Raw genomic sequence first — 15,309 nt, forward strand, 5'->3', positions numbered from 1 at the left:
GACTTGACCATGAGCGTAGCTTTTCGCCGCGAGAATGACGACGAACACCTTGAACCCAAGTTCGAAATACCCATCCCGCCCGGCCCGAACCTCGTCACCACGCGGGGACTGGCACAGATCCGGACCCGCGTTGCCGAACTGGAAGCCTTGCTGCCGGAATTGGCCGACGAAGACGCGAACAAGGCTGCGCGGCGCGAATTGCGCTACTGGAGCACGCGCCAGTCCACGGCGCAACTGGTGGAGAAGGCGGACGGCTCGCGCGTTGCGTTTGGCTGCACGGTCACCTTCAGGATGAACCGCAAACAGCGCATGATCACGATCGTCGGCGACGACGAGGCCGACCCTGCGGCAGGCCTGCTCTCCTTCTCCGCCCCGCTCAGCCGCGCCCTGATGGGTGCCGAGGCGGGCGAAGTGCTGGATTTCGCAGAACGACAAGACGCGATCGAGGTCATTTCCGTCGGCGTGCCCTACGACTAATACGTAGTCTCAGTAAATTTGGCTCATGCCGGTCTCTCCCCTTGAGGGGAGAGATATGCAGGCTTGGCGGCTTGTCCGTCTAGCCGGAGTAGAGAGGGGAGGAAACGACACCATCCCCCTCTCCCAACCCTCTCCCCTGAAGGGAAGAGGGCTATGCCGGTGAAACCTCCGACGGTTGATCGTCCGAGGGCGGCACGATGCGGTACCAGAGCGCATAGAGCGCAGGCAGGAACAGCAGCGTCAGAACTGTCCCGCCCAGCGTGCCGCCGATAAGCGTAACCGCCATCGACCCCCAGAAAACCGAACTGATGAGCGGAACGAAGGCAAGCACTGCCGCCAGTGCAGTCAGGATGACAGGCCGGGAACGCTGGACCGTCGCCTCGACAATCGCATCGAACGGATCAAGGCCCGCCCGCTCATTGTCATGGATCTGACCCATCAGGATGAGCGTATTGCGCATGAGAATGCCGGCGAGCGCGATCAGCCCGAGGATGGCGTTGAAGCCGAAGGGCTGCCCGGTGACCAGCAGCGTCGGGACAACACCGATCACGCCAAGCGGCGCGGTCAGGAGCACGATCCACATCGCCGAGAGGCTGCGGACCTGGATGATGATGACGATCATCATGAGGATGATCATGATCGGGAAGATCGGGGCCAGCGCGGCGTTGGCTTTTCCTGCCTCCTCGATCGAGCCCGCCATGTCGATGTGATAGCCGGCAGGCAGACTGTCGATGATGGGCTGCAACTTCTTCAACATGGCCGACGAGACATCCGGCGGTTGCAGGCCATCGGCAATATCGCCGCGCACGGTGATCGTGGGCACCCGGTCGCGGCGCTGGAGGATCGGGTCTTCCATGCGCACTTCGACCCGCCCGATCTGGCTGACCGGCACGCGCTGTCCGGCATTTCCGACGAGCGTGTAATCGCCGATGCGCGCCGGATCGAGCCTGTCCGCCCCGGCCGACCGGACCACGACATCCACGGTGCGGATATCCTCGCGCACCTGGCTGACTGTCACTCCATTCAGCAGGAACTGCAATTGCTGGGCGACATCAGCAGAGGTCAGCCCCATGGCGCGGACCCGGTTCTGGTCGATCACCAGATGCACGGCCGGCGCCCGTTCGCCCCAATCGGCGTTGACGGTGCGCATCATGGGGTCATCCTCCATGACCTTCTCCACCTTTGCGGCCACCTCCCTGACCGTGGCAAGGTCCGGACCGCCAACCCTGAAGGCCACGGGGAATGGCGATGGAGGACCGAACACAAGCTGGGTTACCCGCACCCGTGCTGTGGGGGCGAGCCCATTGGCAGCCACCTTGCGCAACCGGGCTTTCAGGGCATCGCGGGCGTCCTGATCGGGGGTGCGGACGATGATCTTGGCAAACGACGGGTCCGGCAGCTCCGGCGAGAGCGACATGAAGAACCGCGGCGCGCCTTCGCCAATGTATGTGGTCACGATCCTGGCCTCGGGTTGGCGGCGCAGCCATGCTTCCACCTGACGCGCGGCGGCGGCGGTCTGCGCGATGGCAGTGCCCTTGGGCATCTGCACCTCAACGAGCACTTCAGGTCGATCCGATGTCGGGAAGAACTGCTTCTTCACCAGCGGCATGCCGGCACCGGCGATCAGGAAGGCTGCCAGCGTTGCAGCCGCCACCAGGCGCTTGCGTCGCACCGCCCACCCGATGAGGCGGCGAACCTTCTGGTATCGCGGCGTTTCGTAGATGGCCGAGTGCCCGCCTTCGACCGCCTTGATGTCGGGAAGCAGGCGAACGCCCATATACGGCGTGAAGATGACGGCCACGAACCAGGAAGCGATCAACGCGAAGCCGACCACCCAGAAAATGTTGCCGGCATATTCACCAGCACTAGACTGCGCGAAACCGACCGGCATCAATCCGATCACGGTGAGCAAGGTCCCGGCCAGCATGGGCGCAGCGGTGTGGCTCCATGCATAGGCCGATGCGGTGATGCGATCGAAACCTTCCTCAAGCTTCACCACCATCATCTCGATGGCGATAATGGCGTCATCGACGAGCAGGCCGAGCGCCAGGATGAGAGCACCCAGTGTGATCCGGTCAAGCACGCGGCCGGTCGCCCACATGATTACCAGCACGACCGCGAGCGTCAGCGGCACGGCAGCCGCCACGACTATGCCTACGCGCCATCCCAGGCTCACGAGGCTGACAATCATGACAATTGCCAGCGCCTCAAGGAACGTGTGCATGAACTGGTCCACGGCAGCACTGATGTTCACCGATTGGTCGGTCACGGGCGTGAGGCTCATGCCCAGCGGCAGTTCCGCAGTGATCTTCCCGATTTCCGCCTTGAGTGCCTTGCCAAGGTCAAGTCCGTTCCAGCCCTGGCGCATGACGACGCCGAGCAGGAGCGCCGGCTCACCCTCGCTACGCACAAGGAACGTGGCGGGATCCTCGTAGCCCCGCTCGACGCTCGCGATATCGGCCAACCTTAGCGTCCGGCCGTTCGACACGATCGGAATCTCGCGAATCTTCGCGAGGTCATCGAACGCGCCATCCAGACGCAAGACCGTCTGCTGACCCTTGGTTTCTATGGCCCCTGCCGGCGTTATGAGGTTCTGGCTGGAGAGGGCCGCGAATATCTCGCGGGGGGATACACCCAGCGTTGCCAGTCGTTCCTGGCTGAATTCCACGTAGATGCGCTCGGGCTGTTCACCGACGATGTTGATCTTGTTGACGCCGGGCACATGAAGCAGCCGCTGCCGCAAAGCCTCTGCCTCGCGCGCCAGCAACCGTTGTGGCTCGCCCTTGGCCTTCAAAGCGTAAAGCGCGAAAGTCACATCGCCGTATTCATCATTGACGAAAGGGCCGACGACACCCTGCGGCAACCTGGCCGCTTCATCGCCCAGCTTCTTGCGCGCCTGATAGAATTGCTCGGGCACTTCGCGTGGCGGAGTCTTGTCGAGCAGCGTCAGGGTGGTGAAAGCAAGGCCGGGCCGCGTAAAGGTTTCGCTGCGGTCATACCAGCGCAACTCCTGGAGCCGCTTCTCCAGCGGCTCGGCGACCTGGTCCTGCATTTCCTGCGCGGTCGCTCCCGGCCAGGCGGTGACGACGGTCATCACCTTGATGGTAAAGCTGGGATCTTCGGCGCGCCCAAGGCTCAGGAATGAGAAAATCCCCGCGCCGACGATGGCGATCAGAAAGAACAGAGTGACGGATTTCTCGCGCACGGCGAGCGCCGAGAGGTTGAACCCGCTGCTCTGAGGGGTCGGCTCATTCATCGTGCTGCTCCCGGTGCGGGAGGGGCGATGCGGACGGGCTGGCCCTGATGCAGCAGGTGCGCCCCCATCGCCACGAACCGGTCACCGGTGTTCAGTCCGGACGCGACGGTCGCAGTCTCGGCGCCGATCGCGGAAATCCGCACCGGCCGCCAGACGACTGTGGCGGGCGATCCCGCCCGGATCAGCCAGACGCCCGGCCCCTTGCCGGCATCGCGGATTGCGCCAAGTGGGACAGTCGTGGCGCGAGCGTCACCCGGTGCAGCAAGTGTAACGGTCACGGTTGCACCGAGCGGTGCGCCGGCAGGTGCCCCTTCGAGCACATAGCGCGCCTCGAATGTCCGCGTTGCCGGATCGGCGGCATTGGAAAGCTGCCGAAGGTGCGCCGGCCCGGTGGCACCGCTGTAAGTCCGCGCGATCGCGCTCGATCCGATCGCAGGCCGAACCGTTTCGGGCAACTGGATCAAGGCCTCGCGGGCACCGGACCGCGCCAGCCTGACCACGACCTGTCCCGCGGCTACAACCTGCCCCGGTTCGGCGAGCGTCTCGACGACGGTTCCGTCAGCATCCGCAACAAGAACGCTATATCCGGCCTCATTGCGGGAGACGCGCGCCTGCGCTTGCGAAGCGGCTAGCTGGGCGCGCGCGGAATCGGCTGCAGCCTTCGCCTGATCGTAAGCCGACGCGGAAACCGCTCCCGCTCTTACCAGATCGCGCAGCCGCTGTTCATCGGCGGCAGTCTGCAATGCGCGGGCCCGTGCCGCCTGTACGGATTGCTGGGACGCCTGGGTGGCAAGCGCCAGATCGGTAGAATCTATTCGCATCAGCGGCTGCCCGCGCCGCACGAACTGCCCGGCGTCCACCAATCGCGCGATCACCTTTCCGCCGACGCGGAACCCCAGATCGCTCTGAACACGCGCCGCGACCACGCCTGAAAACTGGTGATCCGATCCGGCATCGCCGGACGGGGTCATGACCCGCACAAGGGGGGGAAGCGTCCGCGGATCGACTTCGGCGCTGTGGCAAGCGGACAGGGCAAGTGCAAGCGTGGCACAAAGCGACCCCGCTACGATGATACGACTCGACAAGGCGTGAATCCTCCGAACTTTGGAGGACCATTGTTTTCATGTGACCATTTTGTCAATAGGTCACATGACTGTCAGGGCGCAAGGCTCCGCAGAATGAGGGAGGTCAACTCCGCCTGGCCATCGGGCAGCAGATCCAGGTTACGCTCAAGCTGCAGCGGATCGACAAAGGGCGACATCGCATAGAAGATGGCACGACAAGTCTCATCCAGCGGCGTCTTGCGCTCAAACTCTCCGCTTTCGCGGCCCCTGCGAACGATCTCCTCCAGCATTTCCCTGAGGGTTTGCCGATAGGACATTGCAGAACCCCACCCCTCGGCTGCCGAATGAGCCGCGATATCGTAGAGCTTCCGGTCCTGGAAAAAGAGTTCGACACTCAGTGTCGTGATAGTCCTGAAAAGACGACGGAAATGTTCTGCCGAACTTCCACTCACATCAATAGACGCCCTCGCTTCGGCGACGATTTTCGCCAGGCAAGAACTGCAAATTGCCTCGCCGATCGCCTGCTTGGACTCGAAGAAGCGATAGATGTACGCTTTGGAAAAGCCGATCTCCCTGGCCAGATCGGCCACGGTCGTTTTTGCATACCCGTATCGCGCGAAGCATTCATGCGCCGCCACGATGATCTGATCGCGCACGGCATGTTCGGCCGGGCCTCTCGTCGATGTTTCGATGCTGGTATCACTCATCCGATCAGCATAGAGCCACACGGCACTGTTGACAACATGTGACTAGTTAGAATATTAGTCACATACATCGAACCTGCCAGAGGAAGCAATGCGGCCCCTTACCCACATCGTTCTCGCAAGTGCCGGATCCCTGCTCCTGGCAGGCTGCGCCGTTGGACCGCGCTATGTCCCGCCGGCGTCGATGCAACCGGCTGAATTCCGGGGCAGTCCATCAGTCGAGGCGCGCCCCGCAAACGGCGTGGCAGACATGGCGGTATGGTGGCGATCGTTCAACGATCCCATGCTCACAAGCCTCGTCGAGAGGGGACTTGCACAAAACCTCGATATTCAGCAGGCCAGTGCGCGGGTATTGCAGGCCAGGGCTGCGCTGAGGAATGCGAATTCCGCGCTCCTTCCCTCGGCGCAGGTGACCGGATCGGGCGGTGAAGTCTATCAGTCGCTGGAAACACCGAACACACGGGTCGGCAGTTCCTCCCCGCAGTTCGACCGGTCCGTGCAGACTTACGAGCTCAACGCCGGAGCCAGTTGGGAGCTTGACTTGTTCGGGGGCAACGATGCCCGGCGCGATGCCGCACGGGCCGAGTGGCAAGCCTCTCAGGCCGGTGCCACCGCCACCCGCTTGTCAATCGCAGCCCAGATCGCCGATACCTATGTCGCGATCCGGATGCTCCAGGCCCGGCTTGACGTCGCCCGTTCGCAACTGGACACGCAGCAACGCTTGGTCGATCTCGTGGCGCTTCAGTACCGCAAGGGGGTCGCCGCCGAACTGCAGTTGCGGCAAGCCGAGGGTGCATTGGCCCCGGTACGCGCGTCCGTGCCCTCCCTTCAGAACCAGCTCGAGATCGCGATGAACGCGCTCGACGTGCTCATCGGGACCCAACCCGGCACGACCCGCGCCGATCTGGCTGTCGCGACGCCGATACCCACGCCGCCGGCCATCTCGGCGGCCGGCGGGCCTGCCGCGTTGCTGCGGCGGCGACCCGACATCGTCGCGGCAGAGCGCACGCTTGCCGCATCCAATGCGCGCATTGGCGCGGCAATGTCGGAATACTACCCCAAGTTCTCGTTAAGCGGCCTCCTCGGGACGGCGTCAACGGCAACGGGAGGGCTCTTTGGCGCAAGCTCCGTGCAGGCCAACGGCATACTGGGCCTGCGCTGGCGACTGTTCGACTTTGGCCGCATCGATGCCGAGATCAAGGCGGCCGAAGGTCGCAACGCCGAAGCGCTCGCGATCTATCGCCTCACGGTGCTGCGCGCCTCGCAGGATGTCGAGGATTCATTCTCGACACTGGTCCAGCAAGAATCCCGCGCGGCGGCGCTCGTTCAAGGTCAAGCGTCACTCGCCCGGGCGCGGGACGCTTCGACGGCGGCCTACAAGGGGGGTGTGGCAAGCCTCGTCGAGGTGCTCGACGCGGATCGTCGGCTGTTGGAAGCCCGGGACGGTGCGATCGAGGCGCAGGCCTCTGCGGCCAGGGCCGCGATCGCCTCCTTCCGCGCACTGGGTGGCGGCTGGAATGCGCCGACGGCCGGGGGCTGAGTGGGCTGTGGGCATTGGAAAGGAAAATTGATGTCGCAGGATGCACTGCCTCAAATCGACAGCCTGGACCAGGTCCGCGCGATGCTCGCAGCGGGGCGACAGCCTCCGCTGACAGAGAAGCTGGGAATCTTTCTGGTCGAAGCCGACTATGGACATTGCGTGTTCGAAGCGGTTCCGGATGGCAGCTCATACAACCCCATGGGAACGGTCCATGGCGGCTTTATCGCAACCATGCTGGACAGCGCCTGCGGAATCGCGGCGCATACGGCACTGCCGCCCGGAAGTTCGTACACGACCCTCGAGCTGAAAGTGTCTTACATGCGCGCCTTGAGCAATCAGAGTGGGACAGTCAAAGCCATCGGGCACTTGTTGTCCTTGGGCAAGCGCGCCGCGTTCGCCGACGCCAGACTTTATGACGGCAAAGGCAAACTGTGCGCAACGGCCACATCAACGCTGCTGATTTCAGGTAGCGCCGCCAAGTCGTGATGGATTTCGGCCATGGCCAAGGCACCGCAACTGAACGCGCCTGACATGAGAAACGGCGGCCGGGGAAGCCGGCGCAGCCCTCTCCCGACCCGTCGGCGATACCTGGCTCGTGCGCGCTGCCAGGCTCGGACCCCGATTTCACCATCCACAACACGGAACCTGTCACCATGGATGACGTCATCATTATTGGCGGGAGCTTCGCCGGCCTCGCCGCCGCGCTGCAACTCGGCCGCGCCCGGCGCAAGGTCACCGTTCTCGACACCGGCCTGCCGCGCAATCGCTTTGCGGGCCGCTCGCACGGTATGCTCGGCCACGATCACAAGCCACCGCTGGATATTCTCACCGAGGCGCGGCAGCAACTGGCGCGCTATCCCGCGATCAGGCTGGTGAATGCCCGCGCCGACAGTATCTCCGGTTCCATCGACAAGTTCGTCGTCACGGCCGAGGGCGAAACCCTTGGCGCGCGCCGCCTGATCCTTAGCTACGGCATTGTCGACCAGATGCCGGATGTTCCTGGTTTCGCCGAAAGCTGGGGCACATCCATCGTGCCGTGCCCCTATTGCGATGGCTTTGAGGTGGCGGACCAGCATTGGGGGCTGGTCTGGTCGGGCCCGCAATCCCACAATCAGGCAAGGTTGTTCCATGATTGGACCGACACGCTGACGGTCTTGAGCGACGGTCATGAAATTCCATCCGAGGTCCGAGCCGATCTGACCCGCCGCAAGATAGCCATCGTCGATGGCCGGATTGTCGAGGTCGTCCGTCAGAACGGCCACGGCGCCATCCTCGGGCTCGATACCAACTCAAAGGTCTCCGTCGACATCCTTTTCGCGCATCCGCGCAACAATCCGTCCGCAAGCCTGCACGAAGCGCTGGGCCTCGCCATGGCGGACACGCCGCTCGGCGTCGTCCTCAAGGTCGACGAGCGTCGCGAAACCAGCATGCCCGGCATCTATGCCGCCGGCGATCTTACCAACCCCACCCTGCCGTCGGTCACCACGGCGTCATGGCAGGGCGCAATGGCCGGCATCTTCGCGCAGCAGTCGATGCTGGCCTGAGAGCACAGGGTAGCTGCGATAGCATCAAGCCCGCTTCGCCGATGATGCGAAGCATGGACGGGTTGCTACGGGTCGCTAATGCCCGATGCAGGCCGGGCGCTGACACGATTTCGCCGGGGCCGCGAATTTCGGCGATCAGCGGGAACGATGCGATAAGAGGCGTCAACAGCCGCGAGATACCATTTGGGGCTTGCTCTTTACCGCTGCCTGTTGGCGCGACGTTCAAAAGATATTGGTTCAGCCCCAATCCGTTGATGTTGTGCGACCGTCCGACGATGGCGGCGACAAATCCCATGCCCGCGACAGCGGCGATGGCTTCGTTCGGGTATGGCGCGGCGTGATAAACGAAGCTTGCTACGTCCCGCATAAGGCCGGGCGGCATTCCAAGAAATGTGGGCACGAAGCGCCCCCCTACGCGGCGTTGGCGCGCTGGCGCTGAAGGTCGTCCACAAGGACGCGGATTTCTTCGTCGGACTTCCCGGCGATACGTGCGGCGATGATGGCGTTGACGGCATCGCTAGGCCATGCAGACACGCGGCCAAGCTTGACGGGGCGGGGGAATAGGCCGCGCTTCATGTCGCGATAGAGTGTGGGCCGGGCAAGGGCCGTCGCGGCCATCACGTCGGGCAAACGGAGTAGGGTTTGCATCGGTAGCTTCCTGTATCGTTCCATAGACGACACAGGGATGGCACCGGCCCTATGGGCAGTCCGCCCGCAAACCCGGCGAATTACTGGCGGTTGGCTTCAGCATGGGCGGCGCGGTATTCATCGCGCCACCGTTGCAGCGTCGAACGCGACGGCGCTTCGCCTTCGTTCTGTGCTTCGTATTCGCCCAAGACGGCGCTGATTGCCGCGTCGGGCGCATCGCCGGTGTCTTCACGGTGGCATACGGCTTGGCCAAGGCGGTAGGCGTGTTCGGCGGTCCAATGGCCCGGATTACCCCGCCCCGTCTTCAGGCCAAGACGAAGCAACAGTTCGTTGGGGTCGCCGCTGGCATATTGGACGGCCAATCCGAGCCATTGCGCCAAGTGCGACGGAACCGCCGTCCCGGCGTCCAAGTGTTCGGCAATGGTCGCAAGCTTCGTCCAAGGGTCGTCGTCGCGCCCTTCCGTCGAAGTATCGAACCGCATTGTGGGCATTATGCCGCCCCCTTGATTGCGACGACGTTCGCCGTGCGCTGTTCGACGGTCGCGCAATACGTTGCCCATTCAGCCATAAGCTTGACGCGGTGCGGCAGTTGGGTGCGGCGCTGATACGAAGCTTCGACCTTGTTCGGCAGTTGGTGCGCCAATGCGTGTTCAGCGATTTCGCGCGGATAGTTCGTCCGGTCGGCAACCCATTCGCGGAAGGTGGACCGGAAGCCGTGGACCGTCACGCCGGTCTTGCCCATGCGCTTCAGGACCGCCGCCAGCGTCATATCGGACATGGCACCGCCCCTTGGGGCCGGGAAGACGTAGTTGGACCCCTTCAGGCGCGGCGTGGCCTGTAGCAGCGCCACAGCGGCATCGGACAGCGGAACGACGTGTTCCTTGCCCGCCTTCATGCGGTCGGCGGGGATAGTCCACAGGCGCTTTTCTAGGTCGATTTCATCCCATGTCGCGCCGCGAACTTCGCCGGAACGTGCGGCGGTCAATATGGCGAACTCCAATCCCCGCGCGGCCATGCCAGCCCGCTTGCGAAGTTCGACCATGAACGCGCCAATGTCGGCGTAGTCCATCGCGGCGTGATGTTCGACCTTCCGAACCTTGCCGCGCTTCGACAGGACGTTATCAAGATGCCCCTTCAGCCGGGCCGGGTTTTCGGCGCTGCGAAGCTGGCGAACCGCCGCCGAACCCAAGATGCGTTCAATACGACCGCGAACACGGTTGGCCGTTTCATTCTTGGCATCCCACAGGGGCTTTGTGCCGTCCTTCGTTTCCACGTCCTGTTGCAACACGCGCAAAACGTCGTCGGTGTTCACCGCGTCAATCGGCAAGTCGCCGATGTAAGGATAGGCGTAAGTTTCCAGCGTCGCCGACCATTGCTTGACGTGCTTTGCATTGGAGTTGGCCCATTCGCCTTCCTGCGACTTCAGATATTCAATCGCACATTCCTTGAACGTCTTCGCCCGAACCAATTCGACGCGCTGGCGCTGTGCGTCAATTCGACGCTGTTCGATAGGGTCAATGCCGTCGCGAACCATGCGGCGAAGCTTGCGGGCTTCAATGCGGGCTTCGTCCAACGACAGGCCGGGCAGTTGATTGGCTTCTTCGTCGGTCGCCCCGATTTTGCCGTTGTAGGGTCCAAGGCCAACGTCGCGGCGCTTGTCGCCAAGCTTGTAGCGTAGCGCCCAAGACTTCGTTCCGCCTTCAATCCGAAGGTGCAACCCGGCGCAATCGGCGGGTCCGACCATGACGCGACGGTTCTTCGAACCATCCGACCTAAGCTTGTCCACCGCCAACGGCGTAAGCGCCTTCAACTGTTTCGGCATACCATCAAATCCTTGGCCAACTTACCGGCCAACATAAAATCAGGGATTTGGGTAGCAGTCAAGAGTCTGCAATAGGCGCAAGAAAGCGTTAACCCCCTTGTTTTCCGACGGTTTCGTAGCTGTCGGTAGATAATGGCAGATGGCTAGGTGGCGGAGCGGGAGGGATTCGAACCCTCGATACGCTTTTGACGTATACTCACTTTCCAGGCGAGCGCCTTCGACCACTCGGCCACCGCTCCGCATGCACTGGAAGGCGGCGCACTAGCGTGGTGGCGAGGGTTTCGCAAGCGGTTGGAGCGTGGCACAAGCGGCGCATGTACAAATTCCTTTCCGGGCTGGCGCTGGCAGCCCTTTCCGTGTCGCCGCTTGCCGCCGAGGAGGCGGCCAAGGCGCTTACGCCCGGTGACATCGTCGATGCGGCGCCGGCGGCGGACTGGGCGCCGATCGCCCCGTCGGACGTGATCGTGATGGACCTCGCGCCCGGCGCGGGCGGGCAGGCGCGGCGGGTGGTGATCCAACTGATGCCGGCGCCGTTCTCGCAAGGGTGGGTGGCTAACATCCGCAAGCTGGTGGCAGCGCGCTGGTATGACGGGATCGCGGTGGTGCGGGTGCAGGACAACTATGTCGTGCAGTGGGGCGATCCGGATGGGGAAGACCCAAGGAAAGCGAAGCCGCTGCCGGGCGGGTTGGGCATCGTTCCGGAGTCAGATTACGTGGTTCCGGCGCGACAATTTCCATTCCGGGTGCAACTGAAATCTAACCGTTCCACCGATGCTTACGCGAAGGCCGCTCTGGCGGTGACCGGCTGGCCGGTGGCCTTCGGAGAGGATGGAGCCTGGCCCATCCACTGCTACGGCATGGTCGGCGTTGGCCGCAATCTTTCGCCCGATACCGGCAGCGGGGCTGAACTCTACGCCGTGATCGGCACGCCGCCGCGCCAGATCGATCGCAATATCGCGCTGGTCGGGCGGGTGATTGCCGGGATCGAGCACCTCTCCTCGCTGCCGCGCGGAACCGGGCCGTTGGGGTTCTATGAGACGCCGGCGGAGCGCGTGCCGATCCTCTCGGTGCGGATGGGGAACGAGGTGAGCGGCCTTCCGGCCTACGAATACCTTTCCACCGAAAGCGCCAGCTTCGCCGCCTATGCCGACAAGCGGGCGAACCGGAAGGACGATTTCTACATCCGGCCGGCGGGCGGGGTGGATATTTGCAACGTGCCGGTTCCGGTGCGTGTTGCAGGCGGCGGGGTTAAGCGGGTGGGGATGTGAGGGTGCACGCGGAGGCGCGGAGACGCGGAGGAGAAGAAGGTTTCGCGCAAAGGCGCGAAGGCGCAAAGGGGTTGTCTGGTGCCGCAGGCATTGCTCCCTTTCCATGGTTGGCACAGGCGCAGCGTTCGATGCGATTGCGGCTTCGCCGCGAAGACATCTTTGCGCCTTCGCGCCTTTGCGCGAGCCCCTTTCGCCTTTTTTCCTCCGCGTCTCCGCGTCTCCGCGCCTCCGCGTGACCAGTAAATGACCGAACACCTCCACTTCACCGCCCGCCTGTGGCGCTGGACCGGCGCGACCAACGGCACCTGGCATTTCGTGACCATCGACGGCGAGCTCGGCGCGCAGCTTTCCGCCACCGCGCTGATGCGGCGGCTGGAGGGCAATGCGCGCGGGTTCGGCTCGCTCAAGGTCAAGGCGCGGATCGGCGTCACTCGCTTCGTGACTTCTGTGTTTCCCAGCAAGGCGGCGGGGCTGAATGGCCAGCCGGGCTGGCTGCTGCCGGTCAAGCGCGCGGTACGACGGGCCGAGGATCTGGCCGAGGGCGATGCGGTGGAGCTGTTCCTGGAGTTTTGAGACAGGGCCTCCCCCTCCCCCCGTCATTCCCGCGAACGCGGGAACCCACTTTCAGCGCTTCGGGTCGAACAGTGGGGAGATGGGTTCCCGCATTCGCGGGAACGACGAAGAGTTTGGGGCCCAAGGGGAGAGGAAATTACAAGCGCTCGGCATCCGCCACGGCCTCGCTCGCGCGCAGCGCGCCGACGATGCGGGTCAGGTGGGCGAGGTCCGACACTTCAAGGTCCACCTCATACGTGCCGAAAGGCTCGTCGCGCTGGACCATGTTGAGGGCGGAGACGTTGGCGCGGTTGCCGGCGAAAATCTGGGTCACTTCGGCCAGCGTGCCGGGGCGGTTGTAAAGCACCAGCCGCAGCCGGCCGACCGCGCCGGTGGTGCGTTCGCCCCATGACAGGTCGAGCCAGTCGGCGTCGACGCCATTGGCCAGCGTCAGGCAGTTGATGTTGTGCACTTCCACCTTCTGGTCCGGCCGACGCAGGCCGACGATGCGATCGCCCGGCACCGGGTGGCAGCAATCGGCCAGTTCGAAGCCCATCCCCGGCGTCAGCCCGCGGATCGAGATCGCGCGTTCGGTGCGGGTCCACTGCTCGTCATCGGGGAGCTGCGCGGTGCTGCCGGGCAGCAGCGCCTCCATCACCTGCCGGTCGGTCAGCCGGGCCGAGCCGATCGCGAACATCAGGTCTTCCTCGTCGCGCAGTTCCAGCCGGCGCACGGCGGCAGCGATGGCCTTCTTGCCGATGCGCTGCGGCAGGCGGCCGACGATCTCGTCAAACAACTTGCTGCCGATGGTGGCGACCTCCTGCCGCTCCTTGGCGCGCACCGCGCGGCGGATCGCCGCCCGCGCCTTGCCGGTCACCACGAAGCCGAGCCACGATAACTGCGGATCGGTGTGCTCGCTCTTGATGATCTCCACGACATCGCCGTTGGCCAGTTGCGAGCGCAGCGGCATGTGGCGGCCGTTGATCTTGGCACCGACGGCGGCATGGCCAAGATTGGTGTGGACGGCATAGGCAAAGTCCACCGCCGTCGCCCCCTTGGGAAGCTGGAACAGCGCGCCCTTGGGGGTAAAGGCGAAGATGCGGTCCTGATAGATCGCCAGCTTGGTGTGTTCGAGCAGTTCCTCGGGATCGTGGCTGGCATCGATGATCTCGATCAGGTCGCGCAGCCAGCCAACCTGCCCGTCCGGACGCAGCCCGCCCTGCTTGTAGGCCCAGTGCGCGGCGAGCCCGAATTCGTTGAGCTGGTGCATGTCGCGGGTGCGGATCTGCACTTCCATGCGCATGGATCGCTGGAAGATCAGCGCGGTGTGCAGCGACTGGTAGCCGTTCGACTTCGGGGTTGAGATATAGTCCTTGAACCGGCCCGGGATCATCTGCCAGGCCTGATGCAGCACGCCCAGCGCCTTGTAGCAATCTTCCACACTGTCGGTCAGGACGCGGAAGGCCATGATGTCGGTGATCTGCTCGAAGGTGACGTGGCGTTCCGACATCTTGTGCCAGATCGAATAGGGGTGCTTTTCGCGGCCCGACACTTCCACGGACAGCCCCGCCTCCGACAGCGCCTGCTTGATTGCGAAGGCGATGGCATCGACCTGGCCGCCTTCCTCGCTGCGGATCTGGGCCAGCCGGCCGGTAATCGTGGCGTAGGCTTCGGGCTCCAGTTGCTCGAACGCCAGAAGCTGCATTTCGCGCATGTATTCGTACATGCCCACCCGCTCGGCCAGCGGGGCGAAGATATCCATCGTCTCGCGCGCGATGCGCATACGCTTGCCCGGATTCTTGATGAAGTGGAGCGTGCGCATGTTGTGCAGCCGGTCGGCCAGCTTGACCAGCAGGACGCGCAAGTCCTCGCTCATCGCCAGCAGGAACTTGCGCAGGTTTTCGGCCGCGCGCTCGTTCTCGCCCATCGATTCGATCTTCGACAGCTTGGTCACGCCATCGACCAGCCGCGCCACTTCGGGGCCGAACAGCCGCTCGATCTCGTCGATCGTCGCCAGCGTATCCTCGACCGTGTCGTGCAGCAGCGCGGTGATGATCGTCTGCTGGTCCAGCTTCAGCTCGGTCATCAGGCCGGCAACTTCGACCGGATGGCTGAAATAGGGATCGCCGCTGGCGCGCTTCTGGCTGCCGTGCTTCTGCACCGTGTAGACGTAGGCACGGTTGAGCAGGGCCTCGTCGGCCTGCGGTGCGTATTCGAGGACGCGTTCGACGAGTTCGTATTGGCGCAACATCAGATGGGTTTCATGTGACGTTTTTTTGCGGCGCGGCAAGGGCCGAGACGGCAATTTGCAGATTTTGCAACGGAAATGCGCTTCAACGGCCCTGGAGGAGGTGTTGCTGCTTGACGTTACCAGCGATCAGGGCCTTGATCGGGCGCAATGAAGCGGGGGCGCGACCGGTGCATCACAGCTTCA

14 protein-coding genes and 1 tRNA gene are annotated in these 15,309 nt (G+C 63.7%); 6 read left to right on the top strand and 9 right to left on the bottom strand.

The genetic code is table 11. From position 1 onward, the window contains the following. Positions 1-9 precede the first annotated feature (9 nt). The gene (locus IE122_RS10745; protein WP_189621175.1) at positions 10-477 is read left to right on the top strand and encodes a GreA/GreB family elongation factor; all 468 of its coding nucleotides are present in this window, start codon (positions 10-12) and stop codon (positions 475-477) included. 151 nt (positions 478-628) lie between these two features. Here IE122_RS10745 and IE122_RS10750 read toward each other — a convergent pair whose 3' ends face one another. From IE122_RS10750 to IE122_RS10760, 3 genes are all read right to left on the bottom strand, one after another. Continuing rightward, a complete protein-coding gene (locus IE122_RS10750) occupies positions 629-3,733 on the bottom strand; it encodes an efflux RND transporter permease subunit (protein ID WP_189621176.1) in 3,105 nt (1,034 codons plus the stop codon). Further along, positions 3,730-4,704: an efflux RND transporter periplasmic adaptor subunit gene (locus IE122_RS10755; protein WP_189621177.1), complete on the bottom strand. Its 975-nt coding sequence runs from the start codon at positions 4,702-4,704 to the stop codon at positions 3,730-3,732. The genes IE122_RS10750 and IE122_RS10755 overlap by 4 nt, the downstream gene beginning before the upstream one ends. Before the next feature lie 185 nt (positions 4,705-4,889). Beyond that, positions 4,890-5,504, bottom strand: coding sequence for a TetR/AcrR family transcriptional regulator (locus tag IE122_RS10760; protein ID WP_189621178.1), 615 nt, complete (start codon positions 5,502-5,504; stop codon positions 4,890-4,892). 88 nt (positions 5,505-5,592) lie between these two features. Here IE122_RS10760 and IE122_RS10765 point away from each other — a divergent pair, with 88 nt between their 5' ends. The 3 genes from IE122_RS10765 (at position 5,593) to IE122_RS10775 (ending at position 8,585) form a co-directional block, all read left to right on the top strand. Then, entirely contained in the window at positions 5,593-7,041 is a 1,449-nt protein-coding gene (locus tag IE122_RS10765; protein WP_189621179.1) for an efflux transporter outer membrane subunit, read from the top strand. Positions 7,042-7,071: 30 nt separating this feature from the next. Then, positions 7,072-7,527 (top strand): PaaI family thioesterase, encoded by a 456-nt coding sequence (locus IE122_RS10770; protein WP_189621180.1) that lies wholly within the window; start codon positions 7,072-7,074, stop codon positions 7,525-7,527. A 167-nt stretch (positions 7,528-7,694) separates the two neighbouring features. Beyond that, positions 7,695-8,585, top strand: a complete 891-nt coding sequence (locus tag IE122_RS10775; protein WP_189621181.1) for an NAD(P)/FAD-dependent oxidoreductase — start codon at positions 7,695-7,697, stop codon at positions 8,583-8,585. Here the strand turns inward: IE122_RS10775 and IE122_RS10780 are convergent. The 5 genes from IE122_RS10780 to IE122_RS10800 all read right to left on the bottom strand — a co-directional run bounded on the left by IE122_RS10780 (position 8,521) and on the right by IE122_RS10800 (position 11,294). Then, a complete protein-coding gene (locus IE122_RS10780) occupies positions 8,521-8,985 on the bottom strand; it encodes a hypothetical protein (RefSeq protein WP_189621182.1) in 465 nt (154 codons plus the stop codon). The genes IE122_RS10775 and IE122_RS10780 overlap by 65 nt on opposite strands. 11 nt (positions 8,986-8,996) lie before the next feature. Then, positions 8,997-9,233 (bottom strand): helix-turn-helix transcriptional regulator, encoded by a 237-nt coding sequence (locus tag IE122_RS10785; protein ID WP_229814026.1) that lies wholly within the window; start codon positions 9,231-9,233, stop codon positions 8,997-8,999. Between the two features lie 80 nt (positions 9,234-9,313). Continuing rightward, positions 9,314-9,715, bottom strand: coding sequence for a hypothetical protein (locus IE122_RS10790; RefSeq protein WP_189621184.1), 402 nt, complete (start codon positions 9,713-9,715; stop codon positions 9,314-9,316). A gap of 8 nt (positions 9,716-9,723) precedes the next feature. Continuing rightward, on the bottom strand, positions 9,724-11,055 hold the full coding sequence (locus tag IE122_RS10795) for a tyrosine-type recombinase/integrase (protein ID WP_189621185.1): 1,332 nt from the start codon (positions 11,053-11,055) through the stop codon (positions 9,724-9,726). Between the two features lie 148 nt (positions 11,056-11,203). Beyond that, a tRNA-Ser gene (locus tag IE122_RS10800) sits at positions 11,204-11,294 on the bottom strand. Positions 11,295-11,369: 75 nt separating this feature from the next. Between IE122_RS10800 and IE122_RS10805 the strand changes: the two genes are divergently transcribed. Together IE122_RS10805 and IE122_RS10810 are read left to right on the top strand one after the other, a co-directional pair. Next, positions 11,370-12,323, top strand: a complete 954-nt coding sequence (locus tag IE122_RS10805; RefSeq protein ID WP_189621186.1) for a peptidylprolyl isomerase — start codon at positions 11,370-11,372, stop codon at positions 12,321-12,323. A 243-nt stretch (positions 12,324-12,566) separates the two neighbouring features. Beyond that, positions 12,567-12,896 (top strand): DUF1905 domain-containing protein, encoded by a 330-nt coding sequence (locus tag IE122_RS10810; RefSeq protein ID WP_189621187.1) that lies wholly within the window; start codon positions 12,567-12,569, stop codon positions 12,894-12,896. A 136-nt stretch (positions 12,897-13,032) separates the two neighbouring features. Here the strand turns inward: IE122_RS10810 and IE122_RS10815 are convergent, their stop codons facing one another. After that, complete coding sequence (locus IE122_RS10815) at positions 13,033-15,126, bottom strand: RelA/SpoT family protein (RefSeq protein ID WP_189621188.1); 2,094 nt, start codon at positions 15,124-15,126, stop codon at positions 13,033-13,035. Positions 15,127-15,309 lie beyond the last annotated feature (183 nt).

Origin of the sequence: Novosphingobium colocasiae, from assembly GCF_014652555.1 — a bacterium.
GTDB classification, from domain to species: domain Bacteria; phylum Pseudomonadota; class Alphaproteobacteria; order Sphingomonadales; family Sphingomonadaceae; genus Novosphingobium; species Novosphingobium colocasiae.